This is a genomic window from Polaromonas sp. (assembly GCF_010365105.1).
In the GTDB taxonomy this organism is placed as follows: Bacteria; Pseudomonadota; Gammaproteobacteria; order Burkholderiales; family Burkholderiaceae_C; genus Polaromonas.
The window spans coordinates 1-17169 of record NZ_JAAFGZ010000035.1; the positions used below are offsets into that span (position 1 = coordinate 1).

Consider the following 17169-nt stretch of genomic DNA (forward strand, 5'->3'; position numbering starts at 1 on the left):
GCGGTCACGTTGCCGGAATCCTCCCGTTCACGTTCACCGGAACGTCGGTCACGATCCCGGAATCACCGGTCACGTTGGTCCGGAATACTCAACAATATGAGCGCCAACAGACTGAAACTATCTTACAAGCGCAAAAAGCTTAAATAATTATCCAAAAAGTTAAATAGGTAAAAAATTTTTGCTCAAGTATCATTCAGTACCGAACCTACCAAAGTAACGCCGAATTCACGCAGGCTGTGGGTGATTTTCCCAAGTTGAACCATGGAACTTTTGTCTTGTCGTGCCACTATCAACGCAGCGCCTGTACGTACGGCTACCGTATGAGCATCAGCGCAAACACTGGCCGGCGGCGTGTCAATAATCATGACATCGAAGTCTTCACCCAAGGCAAGCAATAATTTTGAAAAGCTCTGCCGACCAAGCAACTCCTGAGGATTTGGAGGAATAGCGCCAGCCGTGATAACCGACAAGTTCGGCAATGCATCAATGCTCACAATAGCATCTGATCCAGCCCGCCCTGCAAGTATGTCCGACAAACCAGCTCGTTTTCCAAGGCTGAAAAGCCTGTGCTGACTGGGCATCCGCATATCGGCATCAATCAGCAAGGTTCTTTCTCCAAGTTGGGAGAAAACAATTGCCAGATTAGCAGCAATATAACTACGGCCATCCCCGGAACCTGCACTTACCACAGCTAGACCTTTGTGATCTACGCCATTGTTGAACCAGCGCAGCATCAGTTGACTTCGAAGCATGCGCAACTCCTCCACTGAAGCACTGTCAGGCTGGTATGCCGCAATCAGTTCATGGCTCAGGCTGCTTCCTGAGGGAATGTACGAATAAGAAAACTGGACTGACAAGGCAAACCGTACATCGTCTTCAGTCAGAAGACCCAAGGCTCTTCCAGATTCACCGAATCGAACGCCATTTTCCCTTTGATATGACAATATTTTTTCAGCATTTCCAATGGATAGCCTGCCGGAATCCATCAATATCGACCCCATCGTCCTGGCGTTACCTGTTTCAGCAAGTAAATTATTAGCTGTCTTTGCCAAAGGAATCGATCTGACCACTTGCGAATTTTGTGTTGTCATGCGGGACTTCCATTGGGCAAAGCAAGATGACCGGGGCCACCCACCATGCGGCGTTTTACGCCGTTAGAGGAAATGCTTGCAAGTACAGGAAGATCAAGCATCTGCATGATATCTTCGGTTGACCTGATACGTCGGTTCATGAGTTCCAACACCATGGCAAAACCCACGCCAAGCAATGTTCCTATAAATGCTGCAATCAGCAAATTCAGCGACAGCTTGGGACTGGAAGGATCAATTGGGGCCATTGCAGTATTTAATCGCACCACATTAGTTTGATTGGTCAAGCTTTGCAAGCGTGTTTGCGACGCACTCTGGCTGACTGTTTCATAAGCACGTTGTGCAGCTTCTACATCCCTACGGTAAACATTGAGTTCATCACGCTGCTTGTTCAGCCCAAGAACCCTTGTTTTTTGTGCGTTGACCGCTGCCTGCAATTCTCGTTCACGGTCCTTGCCAACGCGGTATGCCGTTTCAATAGAAGCTGAAATACGATTTGACTCGGTAGCCAGTCGGTTTCTAAGTGATGCAAGCTCGGCTTCGGCACGCTGACGCAACGGATGATTGACACCTAAATTGACATTGTTTTCGTTAACTTTAGCTTCGAGGCGGGCAATGTCAGATTTCAGGCCGTTAATCAGCGTGCTTTGCATCACTTCGGCAACCGTGTCGCCACGCGCATTACGCTTGCTTTGACTGTCAGTTGTTTCACCCTGCACAGCCGTTAGTTGTGTTGAAATTTGAGCCAGCTTTGTCGTTTCATAGTCAACTCGCTCATCCGATGAAACAATGCCAGCTTTTTGCTGGTAATCTGACAAACGGGCTTGGGCATCTTCAAGTTTTGCACGTGAAACCTTGGTTTGTTCATCAAACCATGTGGCGTATAAACGAGCAGGTTCCGTTTTTAAAGACAGGTTGGTGTCCAGGTAGGCTTGCGCAAAAGCATTGGCCACTTTTGCGACATTTTCTGCATTTCGGCCTTTGAAGGTGATGTTAATAACATTGCTTTCCCGAGAAGGTTGCACCAAAAGACCGCTTTGAAGATCCTTGGCAATCCATGAATCCAGCGTGCCTCTGCCGTCAGTTGCCTTTTGCCATGCAGCTTTTGTTTCCTCATCTTGGTTAAGCTTAAGCATCTTTACCACTCGTTGTGCAACTAGATCACCAGCAATGATGTCTACTTGGGTAGCCATGTAACTAGGAGCAATCACACCCGACATTCCCGCCCCAGCTACAGGGTCAGGCGTTCTGACGTCAACCAGCAAGGAAGTCTGGGCGGTGTACTTGCTTGGAATCAACCAGCTGGCAGCCAATGCTGCAGTCAAGGTAAAGGCCAATACCAAAAGAACGACACCGTATCGGGCACGTAGAACGAGAAAAAACTGGTGTAAGGTCATAGCAACTTAAAAAAGGCTTTCACGCACGTAAATGACATCTTCAGCCTGAATCGCGTCGGTCAGTTTGGGAGTGGTTTCAACGACGTTGCCATTGAGATCACGCCTATGCAGGCGCAAACGGTTTTGACTACCACGCACCGTAGGCCCACCACCCGAAGCCAAGGCTTGCATCATCGTCATACCACGCTCAATACGATAGGGGCCAGGGCGTTGTGCCTCACCGTAAATGTAAAAAACAGGTGCCTTGTTGACATATAAGGTGTCGCCGCCTGACAACACGATATCGTTTTCTGACTTGTCGTTCAAAAACAGTGCAGGAATATCAATGACTTTACGGAACGGCTTGCTATTGCGCTGACCCGTAACGATCAACACGTCATCACCCAAAGCAGTCGTGCCCCCGGCAGCCGCAAGCATGTCACTTACACGGGTATTGAGTGTTTCCAGAGGAAACCGGCCTGGTTTACTAACCTGGCCAAGAACAGCTACCTGACTTCCTCGAACCTGACGAAGGACGATGTTCACCTGAGGAAGCTTTACAAAACCACCAGTTCGCAATGCATCAGCAATTTTTTTCTCTGCTTCGGAAATAGTTAACCCGCCAAGCTGGAGAGTACCAACCAAGGGATAACTGATGACTCCAGTTTCGGACACACGAGCATCTACTGAAAGGTCAGGACTTTGATAGACCTGAACACCAATTGAGTCCCCCGCCCCGAGTCTGTAATCTTGCTGGACTTGCGGCCCAGCGGTGCCTGAAGCTCCCCCAGCTTGAGAAGGCTGACCAGACTGGGAAAATGCAGTCAAGGTAAAAATTAAGAAAAAAATGGAAACAAGAGAGCGAATGAAGTTATTCATCGTTGCGCCTTTGGATGAACTATAAGAACAAGGTTACATCTTAGGATCGCAAGCGAAAGATCCGCAATAGCTCTTTCTTCCTAATGCTTCAACTGTTTACAGAGTATGCAAAATAAAACGGCTTTAACCTTTGCCAGGTAACACACTTATTTTCATTTAAAACAATTTATATGAAGAAATTAGTGAAACCCTTGAACGCTATAGCCAGAGTAAGAATCCTAAACACTCATCAGGGCGATGAATTTTCCTGTTAAATTAATTATAAATATAAGTATTAATATCATCCTTATAGATTTTATTAATGCTTCCAATTGCTCTCACTGCCTCTAGTCTAAATCATATTATTCCAATTAATTTTTGGAGTTTATCTAAAATTCTATTAATGTGGAATCAGAATTGAAACGCAAATAATAAGGATAGACAAGACAACCAGAAAGTACATCAGAGACATGTGGATTTCAAAAAGGCGATCAAAATTCTTTAGAACCGTGAGAATTATTTTCTGTGAAACTGACTTTAAAAAAAATAAACAATTAGCAATAATTAATAAAAATATTCAAGTGATTAAAAAAACTAATTTCAATGTTCACATTACATAAAATATTGAGTAATTTATAAACTAATTTGATTTTGAACGAAAATTGCCTGAAGCTATTGAATATTTAGAAAATATTCAATAGCTTCAGGCAAAAAAATACATTAAATAGAAATTACTTTATCTAAGTATAAATATGATTAAAGTTTTAAAAACTGGCTAAAACGGCAAAGTTTATACCGTGACTCTTGTAATCGGCACCAAATTCATTGGATTTACGTCTATCACTAAACACTGAAGTCGATAATTTAACTGCACGAATCACTTCCCACTCGAAACCCAGTACGCTTAAATCGGTGGTATCACGGCGATTGAGTGCAATAAAACCGGGCAACGAGCCCTTATAATTTCGAACTCCGTGGTCATAACGGAACTTGACAGCTGTTTTCTCTGTTGGTTTCCACGTCGGAGCTATAAAGAAACGATTTCCTTGAAAATAACTTATATTATTGGTCTGGTAATCACCCAAGTCCCTGGCCACTCCACCATTGACGGTGGTTTTTCCCGTTGGTTTCCATGTAGCTTCAAGCTGGCCGACAAATCCAGAGAAATCTCTTGCGGCAAGTCCATCATGTGCCCGGTCAAAATAAGACAGACGCGATTGGATCGTCGTTATTCCGGTAATAGGCCATACAAGTTTGAACTCATGCTCCCGATCCTTGAAGTCGCTTGCCGATGTGGATGACAGGACACGGTTTGGGTATTCACCTTTTCCTTGTTTCAGACGATAGGCAAATGAGCTGTCTGAAGCAAATACATACCTTACGCCAACCTCAACGCCGCGAACTTTCGAGTCACCCTCAAAGGTAACAGCCTGGCTGTTTGAACTGCTTCTCTCAAAAACACCACCCAGAACACGCCAGGGACCGTCGATTGCATATTCAGCATCCAGTAAAGTCAGACGATCTGTTCGTCGATTGACTTGTCCCTGATTTTGAACATCAGCCGTGTTGTCAGTGTATTCTTGGCGGTCAGTTGTTAAATTTCCATAAAATGATGGCGTAAGACTCCAACGCCAAGCCGCAGCATAATTTACAGCAGTAAAATCAAGATTTGAAAAGTTTTTGTAGGCATACCGATTTGCATTTACATCAATCTCAAATCTCTGCAAGCCATAACTCTTGTCGATTTTTGCACCAATTGTCGTGACGCCGTAATGATCGGAAGACGACCCTGAACCGATTATTGCCTGGCTGTTGACAGCGTCGGACAAGCGGAACACGTTGCTGTCATATTGCCAGGTCTGACCAGCCCTGAATTGAAATGTATCCAACTCATCGGCTCTAGCGTTTAAAGTAACTACACCTGCCAAAGCCAGATTCAACACCAGTAATTTACGAAGCAACATTATTAAAATCCTATTTCAGGGGAAATTTAAAAACTTGAAAAACTTAAGATGTAACAATATTGTCACACGATTACAATTATAACAATTTTGATCTGAAATAGACGAACTTAGCAATAGTTCTTTTGAGCCATTGAAAAAATTCAATAGGCCGCACTGTCCTTGAACACCAGGCGAATGGTCTTCAAAACAATGAAAAGATCAAGCTGCAATGACCAGTTTCTCAAATAGTCGAGATCGTAATCAATTCGCGCTTGCATCTTGTCCAGCGTTTCGGTTTCTCCCCGATAGCCGTTCACCTGAGCCCATCCTGTGATCCCTGGCCTGACCTTGTGCCGCACCATGTAGCCCTTAATCAAGGTTCTGTACATCTCATTGTGCGCCACGGCATGTGGTCGTGGACCCACAATGCTCATTCGTCCTTGCAGTACGTTAAAAAACTGCGGCAATTCGTCCAGTGACGTTTTTCGCAGGAATGCTCCAAGCTTTGTGATGCGCTGGTCATTTTTTTTCGCCTGCTGAATGCTGCCTCCGTCTTCTACCACCGCCATTGAACGAAACTTGTAAACAAGTATCTGCTCGCCATCCAGCCCATAACGGCGCTGCTTGAAGATAGCGGGACCAGGCGAACCCAGCTTCACCAAGATGGCAATTAGAACCATGATCGGAGAAACAAGCAGCAAAATAACCAAGGACAGGACGATGTCGCTCGAACGTTTCAAAATGCCGTTGAATCCTCTGAACGGTGTGTCGCATACAGAAATCACGTTGACACCGCATACCGAGTCACTTCGCCCCTGGATCAGATCCGTAATGAACATGTCAGGAACAAAATAAATGGAGGCGGTAGTGTCCTTGAGGTCATCAAGAATCTGCAGAACTCGGGGACGCGCGATCATTGGCAAGGACAGGTAAATATACTGAATCCGGTACTTTTTTACATAACCGGCAAGTTCATCAATTTTACCCAGAAGCTTGTATTTGCCATTTTCGTGACGCCTTACTTCATTACGATCATCAAAAAAACCTCGCATTTCCATGCCGGAATAGGCCAATTCGCCTATGTTCTCAGCCAACGAGACACCCTGGTTATTCATTCCGACGATCACGACCCGCTGGGCTGGTCCTTGTAATTTCAACAATTTGGTGCTTGCTGCACGAAATGTCAGATTCCCGGCGATCTGGCAAAGAGGAGCGATCCATAGCCAGTTAATTGTAAAAACTACTGAAAATTTAAAAAGATAATCGGTAGCAAAGCCAACCAGAATCAGAAGTCCTGCATTCCAGAACCAGTGAAACAAGATATTGAAAATCATGCGCTCCACGGACAATCGCAGACGTGCAGCGCCAGGAAATGTGAGCGAAAAAACCACCATTGAAAGAATCAGGTAAGGCGGCTTGATCGATCCTTCGACGTAAAATGCCAGAATCCAGAGGGATATGATCAGAATCAACGGATCGAGAGCACTTTCGATCATTCTGAAAAGATAGCTTCTGCCCAATCCCGAGCGAGGCTCCCGCTTATTTTTCCAGACAGCTGCTGACTTTATCCCATGAATTTCAGCCATTAAATATGACCCCGTTTATTTTCGAAACAGCCTGGGCACGGTTGAATACATTTAATTTTTGAAATATCCTTTGCATGTGATTTTTTACTGTAAAACCACTTATATTTAAAATACTTCCTATTTCTGAGTTGGTTTTTCCCATGGCGACCCAGTCCATGATCTGAATTTCGCGGTCACTCAGCCCAAATGCTTCCTCCTGACCGATCCGAAGTGATTTCGGAAAGGGTTTTTGCTGTTGCGGCAGTTGGGTGACCTGTCGCAATGCGCTGTCGATCACCGGCATCAGCACCTTGATGGCGGTACTGGTTGGTTCTGCTGGAATTTTCTGACTGCTGAGGAGGACGTAGAGGCACTCACACTGACCGCGTTCGTCGCGCATGCCGTGAATCAATCCTGAACGCATGCTGCGCAATGCGCTGCTGAACGAACCGGGCAAGCTGGCGTTGCCCAGAAGGTATTCAAAGTTGCGAAAGTCCAGGCTGCTGGGCTGGCGGCCTCCTACAACCCAGCTTTCATGAAATTTGCCCAACAGAAACGGTAATCCATCTGTTCCGACGGCGTAGGAGCGAACGCCCGGCAGCCTGGACACGATGTCATGCCGGATGGAGCCTTCCTGAAAGTTCCCCCATCCTGCCAGCAGAATTTCGTGCGGCATGCACTGCTGAACGTCGCCTTGCAGCCATTGAAGCAGGTCGACATGCCGCCGAATGGCCGTGGCCCCTTCGATCAGTTTGAGATAGTGCCCGGAATCGCCAGACACAGGAATCGTGTGACTCTGCATTTTTTCCCCTGAGTATGTTTTGTCGTGTGCAGTACCCGATAGCATCGATGAAATGCGAAGCCTCAAAGTGACTTTATATCAAGCGTGCGTGTAGGACATACAACAATTTACAAGTCATCAAGCATTCATCATGGGTTCCGGCTATTTCTCCTGAGTTGTCTGCGTTGCTTCTCATCCAAAATCTGCTGATATGGGAAAGTGACCGGAACAGCCTCCATGTCCAAACCATAGACGGCTTGTGTGGCAATGAAACTACAGTAGTTATGCGAAGTGCAATTTTCCGAATGCCGAAGTTGCCCGGGAGGCATCAGAGCCATCGTTGCGCGAATCGTAGATGCAGCCCGAATCCACGGCAAACCTGTAGATGTATATCTAATTTGATGGATTCATTATCTGTTCCTACCGTGAAATCTGTGCCTATTGAGCGGTGGACAGCTCGCTTTTAAGCCGGTACGGCTCTGCACATGCCTTGAGCTATCAGCAGGTGCTAACGTCCGAAACGGTCGTGGGTCGCCTGAAAACGCATCCGCACCAGCTGATCCGACGCTACTTTCAATGTCACTTGCCCACACTGGGCCAATGTTCAATCGTCGCCGACAGGCAAGGCATTCCCGGATTGTCAATTTACTTTGCGTAATAGTCTGCGCGTTAAAGCCAGGGTTTGAGCCATCCCAATCCAGCGCTGGTTCCCCCTGCTTGCGTTCCGGCCTGTGGCCGGTATTCGCAACCCACCCAGCCCATGTAGCCCAGTTCATCGAGCACCGAAAACAGGTAGGGATAGTTAAGCTCGCCAATATCTGGTTCATGCCGCTCGGGCACGCCCGCAATCTGGAGGTGGCCCACATTTCCGGTAGGCAGGTAGTGGCGCAGTTTCATCGCCAGGTCGCCCTCCACGATTTGACAGTGGTACAGGTCCATCTGCACCTTGAGGTTGGGCGCACCCACGTCGGTAATGACCTGGTGCGCATGGTCCTGTCGGTTCAGGAAGAAGCGGGGAATGTCGCGCGTGTTGATCGGCTCGATCAGCACCTCCACGCCCTGCCGTGCCGCCTCGCTTGCAGCCCAGCGCAACTGGCTGACGTAGATGGAATAAAACTCGCCCCGCTCTGCGCCTGCGGGCAGCAGCCCGGCCATCACATGGATGCGGGGGCAGTGCAGCACCGCTGCATAGTCAAGCGCCTGCGCAAACCCCTTGCGAAACTCTGCTTCCCGTCCGGGCAGGCAGGCCAGACCGCGCTCGCCGCCGTCCCAGTCGCCGGGCGGCGCATTGAACAGCACCTGCTGCAGGCCATGCGCCTTCAGTCGCGATGCGATTTCGCGGCTTTCAAACGCATAGGGAAACAGGTACTCGACCGCCTTGAAACCATCGCGGGCGGCGGCTTCAAAACGGTCCAGAAAATCAAGCTCGGGGTAGAGCATGGACAAGTTGGCTGCAAATTGGGGCATGGGCATTCACCAGTGGGCGCCAAAGGTCTGGCGCAGTTCGTCTATCCGGGATTCGGTCAGGGGCTTGGGTGCCACAGCACACAGGCACATCAGCCGGGCGGTTTCTTCAAGCTCTTCGAGGGTGGCCATGGCGGCGGCGGGTGAGTCGTGCCAGACATTCGGCCCGAGTCGCTCCAGCATCACGGCGCGTATTGGCGTGCCGGCTTCACCGTAGCGGCGAATGGCCTGCGCCACCTGCTCGGCCGCCTCGGGGTCACCGGGACGGTGATAGGGAATCACCGGCACATGGCCGACCTTCATCACGAAATAAGGCGTCAGGGCGGGCAGCAGTTCGCGCGGCTCCTGCATCGGCGTCTGCAAACTCAGTGCAACGCAGTGGGTGCTGTGGGTGTGGATCACGCACCGGGTTTTTAAGCCAAATTGGCCATTTGCGCTGTATACACGGGTATGAAGTGCTATTGTTTTACTAGCACGGTCACCGCTAAGCTGCTGCGCTTGCGCGTCCAGCCGGGCGAGCCGGGACGGTGCCAGAAAACCCAGACATGCATCGGTGGGCGTGATCAGAAAGCCGCCGCCTTCCGAGTCATCGAGCCGCACGCTGATGTTGCCAGCGGTGGCGTGAACGTAGCCGCGCTCGAAAAGACTGCGGCCGACGCGGCAGATTTCCTCCCTGGCTTGTGCCTCGGTCATGCCAGCCTCGTGAAGGCTTTGCTGAAGAAGTCGTCGGTGCCAAAGTTGCCGGATTTCAGCGTCAGATGCAGACCGTCAATGCCAGCCGCGTTGGTCTGGGCATGGCACCAGGGCACACCGGGGTCAATTTGCGGACCGATTTTCATTTGCGTGATGGCCAAGGCATTGACGCAGGCGCCGGAGGTTTCCCCGCCTGCCACCACCAGCTGGCGCACGCCGTACTCAACCAGACCGAGCGCAATCGCGGCCAGGGTGCGCTCGACCAGCGCGCCGGCAGCTTCCACACCCAGTTGGCCTTGCACGGACCGTACGGCATTCGCGTCCGCTGACGAATAGATCAGCACCGGTCCCTGCGCCAGCAGCGGCTCGGCCCAAGCCAGGGTTTCAGCCACGATGTCCTTGCCGACGGCTTGGGCGGCCGCGATTTGGAGTGGATCAAGCGCCAGAGCCGGGCGTCCCGTCTGGATGAACGCTTGCACCTGCCGGTTGGTCGCCAGCGAGCAACTGCCTGATACCACGGCCTGCAGGCCGATGGCGGCGGGCAGCACACTGGCGGTGCTGGAGGGGGCGATGCCAAAGTTGGCAGGCAATCCGATGGCAACACCCGATCCGGCGGTGACCAGCGGCATGTTTTTCAGCGCAGGCCCCAAACGCATCAGGTCATCGTTGGAAATGGCATCGACCACAGCCACGCCCACGCCGTCGGCGCGAAGCTGCTCGATGCGATCGCGAATTGCCGACTCACCCTGCGCCACGACCTTGTAGTCGATCAGGCCCACCTTGCGGCGACATTGCGCCTGCAACACGCGCACCAGGTTGGCGTCCGTCATGGGCGTGAGCGGATGGTTTTGCATGCCGCTTTCGTTGAGCAGCACATCGCCGACAAACAGATGGCCCTTGAACACGGTGCGCTGGTTGTCGGGGAACGCGGGTGTGGCAATGGTGAAGTCGCTTCCGAGCGCCGCCATCAGCGCCTCGGTCACCGGGCCGATATTGCCTTGCGCCGTGCTGTCAAAGGTGGAGCAATACTTGAAGTAGATCTGCTGCGCGCCCTGCGCCTGCAGCCAGCGCAGTGCCTCCAGCGACTGGGCGATGGCGTCATTGACCGGCAAGGTGCGGGACTTGAGGGCCACCACCACGGCATCGGCCGGCGTGTCCAGCGGCTGATCGGGCACGCCGATGGCCTGCACCACGCGCATGCCGGCGCGCACCAGGTTGTTGGCCAGGTCCGTCGCGCCGGTGAAGTCGTCGGCGATACAGCCAAGCAAGAGAGTGGCCCCCACGCTTGCCACTCCGTGTGCTTCGCTGCCCCCCAAGGGGGCCGCTGCGCCTGCAGCCCGGCCAAGCCGGTTCTGCGGCCCTGACTTGGAAAGTCCGGCGCTGGCGATCGCAGACTCCGCACTTCCTGCTGCGATGGGTGCGTCACGTCCGGCGCTCATGGCTTTTTGGGCAATTCAATGCCGGGGAAAATCTTGATGACGGCGCTGTCGTCCTCGCGGGCAAAGCCTGCCGTGGACGCCTGCATGAACATCTGGTGCGCGGTGCTGGACAGCGGCAACGGAAACTTGCTGGCCCGCGCCATGTCAAGCACCAGGCCCAGGTCCTTCACAAAAATGTCCACGGCCGACAGCGGCGTGTAGTCGGCTGCCAGCACATGAGCCATGCGGTTTTCAAACATCCAGCTGTTGCCCGCACTGTGGGTGATCACCTCATACAACGCAGCCGGATCGACGCCCGCGCGCAGTCCCAGCGCCATGGCTTCTGCGGCTGCCGCGATATGCACGCCCGCCAGCAGCTGGTTGATGATCTTGACCTTGCTGCCCGCCCCGGCCTGGTCGCCGAGGCGGTAAACCTTGGCGGCCATCGCATCAAGCAGCGAGCCGACCACGGCGTAGGCTTCGGGCGTGCCCGACGTCATCATGGTCATCTCGCCGCTGGCGGCCTTGGCGGCGCCGCCGGAAATCGGCGCATCAAGGTAGAGAATGCCCTGCGCTGCCAGCCGCGCTTCGAGTGCAATCGACCAGTTGGGGTCCACGGTGGAGCACATCACAAAGACGCTGCCGCGCTTCATCGCGCCAGCGCAGCCGCCCTCGCCGAACAGCACGCTATCGGTCTGGGCGGCATTCACCACCACCGACACGATGATGTCGCACGGCCCGGCCAGATCGGCGGGCGAGGCACAGGCGACGCCGCCCTCCTCCGCAAAGGCCTGGGCGACTTCGGCGCGCACGTCAAAAACATGCACATGGCAGCCATGGCGGCGCAATGAACGCGCCATGCCGCTGCCCATGGCGCCGAGGCCGATTACGCCGACGGTTGACGTCATTGCCTGACTCCTTGCTTGCTGTTGAATTTTGCAAATTCCTGACGCAAAAGCCCTGAGGCTCTGAATAAATCGGAAGGCTTGAAGCGCTTGCTTGATAGGGTTGTCATACAAATTTTTGTTAAGTTTTCCGCACAAAAATAATCCGAAACAGCTTATGGGGCACAGGATGTAGCGGGCATGCGCTTCAGTTATGCATCGGCAAGGCGCACACCAGAGGGCGTGCCAGCTGAACGCCCGCTTGTTCCCAGAAAGCCGGGTCGGCCTGCTCGATGCGCTGGATGGCGTTGTCCATGTGCTGCGCGGCGGCCTTTCGTGCGGCCACCGGATCACCGGCTTCGATGGCCTGCACGATCATTTCATGCTCGTCGCGCACCTGCCGTGCAAAGTCCTCCCTGCGCGCTTCATTGGCGCGCGTCACACGGGTAGCGCCGCGCAGGAACTGGGCAAGGTATTCCAGTGTGCCAATCAGAAAAGGGTTGCGCGCCGCATCCGCAATGGCGCGGTGGTATTGGACATCTTCGTCCACGCCATCGCCACCGCCCTGCACGGCCTTGTCAAGCAGCGTGATTGACTGGCGGATGCGCTTGATGTCGGCCTGACTGCGGCGCCGAGCGGCCAGTTCGGCGACTTCTGCTTCCAGCGCGCGGCGCACTTCCACCATCTGGATCACCGCCTGCTTTGAAACTGCCGAACGGGCATCAAAGTTGAGCGGCGAAAAGCCGACTTCCTTCACATACACGCCGCTGCCCTGCCGGGAATCGACCAGCCCCAGCGACTTCAGGCGCGAGACGGCTTCCCGCACCACGGTACGGCTCACCAGAAACTGCGCCACCAGCGCCGCCTCCGTCGGCAGCTTGTCACCCACCCCCAAGCGTCCCGCCCGGATTTCGGCGGCCAGCACGTCAGCCACCTGGTCCGAAAGGTAAGCGCCGGGCGTAATGGGCTTGAACTGCTTCGTCATGGTTTCGCTATCTCGCGTAAACCAGGTCGCGCAGGCCCAGCGACAGGACCGGTACATAAGTAATGATCATCAGGCACACCAGAATGACCAGCACAAAGGGAATCAGGTCCTTGACCATTCGGTCCAGCGAGATGCGCGCCACCGTACACGCCGCAAACAGGTTCACGCCAAACGGCGGCGTGATCATGCCCATCGCCAGGTTCACCACCATGATCATGCCGAAATGCACCGGATCAATGCCAAAGTGCATGGCCACCGGCGCCAGAATCGGCGCCAGCACGATGATGGCCGCGCTGGTTTCAATGAACATGCCAATAAAGAACAGTGCCGCATTCACGCCCAGCAAAAAGTAGGTGGGTGACTTGAGTACCTCCTGCAGCCAGTGACCGATGGCATCGGGCACACCGGCACGCGTGATCAAAAAGGCAAACAGGCCGGCATTGGCGATGATGAACATGATCACCGCCGAAGACAGCACAGACTTGCGCAAAATGATCAGCAGGTCGGGCAGCTTGATCTCGCGGTAAATCAGCAGGCCCACGATCAGCGAATAAAAAACCGCCACGGCCGAGGCTTCGGTGGGCGTAAACACACCGCCGTAAATGCCGCCCAGGATAATGACCGGCATCAGCAGCGCCCAGCTTGCCTTCATCGTGGCCTTGCCCACCGACTGCCGGCCTTCGCCGTCGTTCTTGCCCCACCCCTTGATGCGGCAGTACACCCAGACGAAGGCCATCAGCCCCAGTCCAATCAAGATGCCCGGGCCAATGCCGGCAATGAACAATTCGCCCACCGACACTTCAGCGCTCACGCCGTAAAGAATCATCGGGATCGAGGGCGGAATGATCACCCCCAGCTCGGCGCTGGTGGCCTGCAGCGAAGCCGCCCAAGTGGTCGGATAGCCCACCTTGACGAGAGCTGGAATCAGGATCGTGCCGATGGCAAAGGTGGTGGCCACCGACGAGCCGGACACCGCCGCAAAAATCATGCAGGTCAGCACACAGGTCATGGGCAGGCCGCCCTGCACGCCGCCCACCAGGCTCTTGGCAAACTCCACCAGCCGGCGGGAAATGCCGCCTGACTCCATGATGTTGCCCGCCAGGATGAAAAACGGAATGGCGGCCAGCGGAAACTTGTTGATCGAATTGAACATCTCCTTGACCGAGATCAGCATGTTCGCATCAGCCACCTGGATGCCCACGATGGAGGCCAGGCCGATTGATACCGCCACGGAAACGGTGAGTGCAAAGCACAGCACCATGGTGGTTAACATCACAGCGGTCATTGCGCGGTCTCCAGTTCAAGGCGCTGGGGGTCCAGCAGGTTGGCAATGATGCCGATCATGCTCAGCACGCCGCCCACGGGCATGGCCAGGTAAGCCCAGAACATGCTCACGCTTTCCAGGCCGCTCATGGTTTGCACCTTGCCACGGTTGGCATAGTCCCAGCCCCACCAGACGATGACGGCCACCAGGCCCAAGGCCGCAAAACAGACGACAAAATCCAGCACGCGGCGGATGCGCGGCGGACTCCAGCGGTACAGCACATCCACGCTGACCATCGCGCCCTGGCGAAAAGCCATCGGAATGCCCAAAAACACCATCCAGATCAGGCTGAAACGAATCAGCACTTCGGTCCATTCAGCCGGGATTTCCAGGATAAAACGGGTGATGATCTGGAACACACCCAGGCTCGCGGCGAGGGTGAGCATGGCGCAAGCGGCATACAGGGCAATGCCGCTGGTCCAGCGCTCCAGCCTCAAGAAATTGTCTTTCATGGCGCTCTCGGTCTGAAAAGAGACGTTAAAAAACGCCCAAAAAATCCTGCTTTTTGGGCGTTGCGGTTCAACGGGTCAAACGGTGATTACTTGTAGTTGCGGATGCGCTCGATGTTGGCCTTGCCAAACTGCTTTTCAAATTCGGCATTCACCGGCGCCAGCATGGCCACGAACTTGGACTTGTCCACGTTCTCGACCACGGTCATGCCCTTGCTGCGCAACTCGGTCACGCCCTTGGCGTCATCCTCGTCCACGCGGGCGCGGTTGGCTTTCACGCCTTCCTTGGCCGCATCGAGGAATGCCTGCTTGTCAGCGGCGCTGAGCTTGTCGAATGCCTCCTTGTTCATGAGGAAAATACCGGGTGAATAAACATGGCCGGTCAGCGTCAGGTATTTTTGCACCTGGTCGAACTTGGAAGCCATGATCACCGACAGGGGGTTTTCCTGGCCATCCACCGTGCCCTGCTGCAGCGCGGTAAACACTTCAGGGAATGCCATCGGCGTCGTCACGATGCCCAGGCCTTTGTAGGCTGCCACGTGCACCGGGTTCTCCATGGTGCGCATTTTCAGTCCCTTGAGGTCTTCAGGGCCATTAACTGAACGCTTGCTGTTGGTCATGTGGCGCATGCCGTTTTCGCCCCAGGCCAGCGCCTTGAAGCCCTTGGAGTCAAACTTGGCCAGCATTTCCTGACCAATCGGGCCGTCCAGCACGGCGCGTGCATGCGCCTTGTCACGAAACAGAAACGGGATGTCCAGAATCTTGGTCTCTGGCACAAAATTGGGAATGGGGCCGGACGAAGAAAATGTCAGTGCCTGGGTGCCCAGCTGCACGGCTTCGATGGATTCGCGCTCGCCGCCGAGCGAGCCAGAGTAAAAAGGCTGGACCTTGTAACGACCAGCGGTGCGTTTTTCAACCTCCTTGGCGAAGGTGTCGATGGCAATGCCTTGGTGCGAGTTTTGCGCAATCGAAATACTGATCCGCATGGTGGTCTGGGCCGCAGCCGACGCCATAAAACCAACGGCCAGCGACAGGCCAATTACCAGTTTGCTCAATTTCATGGATGTCTCCTCAGGGTGGAAAGTAAAGGACTGGCGATGGTCAGATCAGTCAATCCGGACAAAATTTGTCATACAACTTTTATTGTCGGGTGATTGTTATCTGATCGGCAACGAGACGGCATACGGAGTTTCCCTGATGTAGTCCCGAATGATGTTTTCAAAATTTTCCTCGGGAAGCAGCCCCAGGCCACTGGCCCGCACCGAATGGATGCGCGCCGGCCAGGTATTGACGATGTTGCCGATGGCCGGGTCTGGAATCCAGTCGATCAGGGCCGTGGCGGCCGCGCCCGCCACGCGCTCCAGCGCCGCCGCCATCTCGCCTGGCGTTGTCGTCAGGGCCGGCAGGTTCAGCCCGGTGCGCGGTCCCCATTCCTGATCTGTCGCCTCGGCCGCGCGGATCAGGCCCGCGATGGTGCGCGCGGGCGATGACAGGGCCATGGGGGTTTGCGGCGCCACCGGGCAGACAGCCCGCACGCCCGCCAGCGGCTCACGGATCATGCCGCTCAGGAAGCTCGATGCCGCGCCGTTGGGCCGGCCGGGACGCACACTGACGGTCATCAAGCGCACGTTGCGGCCCTGGATGAATCCCTTGCGCGTGAAGTCGGCCACCAGTTGCTCGCCCATGAATTTCTGGATGCCGTAGCTGCTTTGCGGCGTGGGCAGGGTGTTGTCCTCGATGGCGGGCGGCAGCGGCTGGCCGGGCGCATCGCCAAACACGGCCAGCGAACTGGCAAACACCACCATGGGCCGGGTTTTCAGGGCGCGGCAGGCTTGCAACAAAGCCAGCGTGGCGGCGAAATTGCTGCGCATGCCCAAGTCGAAATCAGCTTCGCATTCGCCGCTGACAGCCGCTGCCAGATGAAAAACGATAGCAGTCTGCGTAGATGGGACTTGCGCAAAAGCCTCTTTTTGCGCAAGAATTTCACCCAGATCACCAATCACGACGGCGACACGCGGGTCAGCCGACAAATCGTCAGGCGGCGGCGCGCGGTCCACCAGCGTGATGCGCGCAATCAGCGCAGGCGCGGCGCCGGCCAGCGACAGCTGCCCCCGGGCCAGCAGGCTGCGGGCAAGACGCACGCCCAGAAAACCGGCGCCGCCGGTGATGACGACATGACAGGGTGGCGGGGTTGAAAGGGATGGGTTCGACATGGAATCTCCTGGGTAATGGAATGGATGGATGGATTATTTTCAAGCCGAAGATTGGGTGACCCGGCACGCAGTCCCAAGGGGTCAGGCAGACGCGCCGGACACGGGTTCTGGCGCCACCCGCATGCTTA

15 protein-coding genes are annotated in these 17169 nt (G+C 54.2%); all 15 read right to left on the reverse strand.

Annotation, left to right across the window (positions count from 1 at the left end):
- Window positions 1–182: 182 nt before the first annotated feature.
- The 15 genes from epsG to denD all read right to left on the reverse strand — a co-directional run bounded on the left by epsG (window position 183) and on the right by denD (window position 17041).
- Window positions 183–1091, reverse strand: a complete 909-nt coding sequence (gene epsG / locus GZ092_RS17630; RefSeq protein ID WP_293638320.1) for a chain length determinant protein tyrosine kinase EpsG — start codon at window positions 1089–1091, stop codon at window positions 183–185.
- Window positions 1088–2485 carry a chain length determinant protein EpsF gene (epsF, locus tag GZ092_RS17635; RefSeq protein ID WP_293638321.1) on the reverse strand — a complete coding sequence of 466 codons (1398 nt, stop codon included), beginning with the start codon at window positions 2483–2485 and terminating at the stop codon, window positions 1088–1090. The genes epsG and epsF overlap by 4 nt, the downstream gene beginning before the upstream one ends.
- Before the next feature lie 6 nt (window positions 2486–2491).
- On the reverse strand, window positions 2492–3343 hold the full coding sequence (epsE, locus tag GZ092_RS17640; RefSeq protein ID WP_293638322.1) for a polysaccharide export protein EpsE: 852 nt from the start codon (window positions 3341–3343) through the stop codon (window positions 2492–2494).
- A 743-nt stretch (window positions 3344–4086) separates the two neighbouring features.
- Window positions 4087–5286, reverse strand: coding sequence for an XrtB/PEP-CTERM-associated polysaccharide biosynthesis outer membrane protein EpsL (gene epsL, locus GZ092_RS17645; RefSeq protein WP_293638323.1), 1200 nt, complete (start codon window positions 5284–5286; stop codon window positions 4087–4089).
- Window positions 5287–5426: 140 nt separating this feature from the next.
- Window positions 5427–6851: an undecaprenyl-phosphate glucose phosphotransferase gene (locus GZ092_RS17650; RefSeq protein WP_293638324.1), complete on the reverse strand. Its 1425-nt coding sequence runs from the start codon at window positions 6849–6851 to the stop codon at window positions 5427–5429.
- Window positions 6844–7632, reverse strand: a complete 789-nt coding sequence (epsA, locus tag GZ092_RS17655; RefSeq protein WP_293638325.1) for an XrtB/PEP-CTERM-associated transcriptional regulator EpsA — start codon at window positions 7630–7632, stop codon at window positions 6844–6846. Before epsA ends, GZ092_RS17650 begins: the two co-directional genes overlap by 8 nt.
- Before the next feature lie 648 nt (window positions 7633–8280).
- Window positions 8281–9078, reverse strand: a complete 798-nt coding sequence (otnI, locus tag GZ092_RS17660; RefSeq protein ID WP_293638326.1) for a 2-oxo-tetronate isomerase — start codon at window positions 9076–9078, stop codon at window positions 8281–8283.
- A 6-nt stretch (window positions 9079–9084) separates the two neighbouring features.
- Window positions 9085–9768, reverse strand: a complete 684-nt coding sequence (locus GZ092_RS17665; protein ID WP_293638327.1) for an aldolase — start codon at window positions 9766–9768, stop codon at window positions 9085–9087.
- Window positions 9765–11051: a 3-oxo-tetronate kinase gene (gene otnK / locus GZ092_RS17670; RefSeq protein WP_293638328.1), complete on the reverse strand. Its 1287-nt coding sequence runs from the start codon at window positions 11049–11051 to the stop codon at window positions 9765–9767. Before otnK ends, GZ092_RS17665 begins: the two co-directional genes overlap by 4 nt.
- 152 nt (window positions 11052–11203) lie before the next feature.
- On the reverse strand, window positions 11204–12121 hold the full coding sequence (ltnD, locus tag GZ092_RS17675) for an L-threonate dehydrogenase (protein ID WP_293638353.1): 918 nt from the start codon (window positions 12119–12121) through the stop codon (window positions 11204–11206).
- 157 nt (window positions 12122–12278) lie between these two features.
- Window positions 12279–13055, reverse strand: a complete 777-nt coding sequence (locus GZ092_RS17680) for a FadR/GntR family transcriptional regulator (protein ID WP_293638329.1) — start codon at window positions 13053–13055, stop codon at window positions 12279–12281.
- A gap of 7 nt (window positions 13056–13062) precedes the next feature.
- Window positions 13063–14340 carry a TRAP transporter large permease gene (locus tag GZ092_RS17685; protein ID WP_293638330.1) on the reverse strand — a complete coding sequence of 426 codons (1278 nt, stop codon included), beginning with the start codon at window positions 14338–14340 and terminating at the stop codon, window positions 13063–13065.
- Window positions 14337–14831 (reverse strand): TRAP transporter small permease, encoded by a 495-nt coding sequence (locus tag GZ092_RS17690; RefSeq protein ID WP_293638332.1) that lies wholly within the window; start codon window positions 14829–14831, stop codon window positions 14337–14339. The genes GZ092_RS17685 and GZ092_RS17690 overlap by 4 nt, the downstream gene beginning before the upstream one ends.
- An 86-nt stretch (window positions 14832–14917) precedes the next feature.
- The gene (locus GZ092_RS17695) at window positions 14918–15889 is read right to left on the reverse strand and encodes a TRAP transporter substrate-binding protein (protein ID WP_293638333.1); all 972 of its coding nucleotides are present in this window, start codon (window positions 15887–15889) and stop codon (window positions 14918–14920) included.
- Between the two features lie 96 nt (window positions 15890–15985).
- The gene (denD, locus tag GZ092_RS17700) at window positions 15986–17041 is read right to left on the reverse strand and encodes a D-erythronate dehydrogenase (protein WP_293638335.1); all 1056 of its coding nucleotides are present in this window, start codon (window positions 17039–17041) and stop codon (window positions 15986–15988) included.
- Window positions 17042–17169 lie beyond the last annotated feature (128 nt).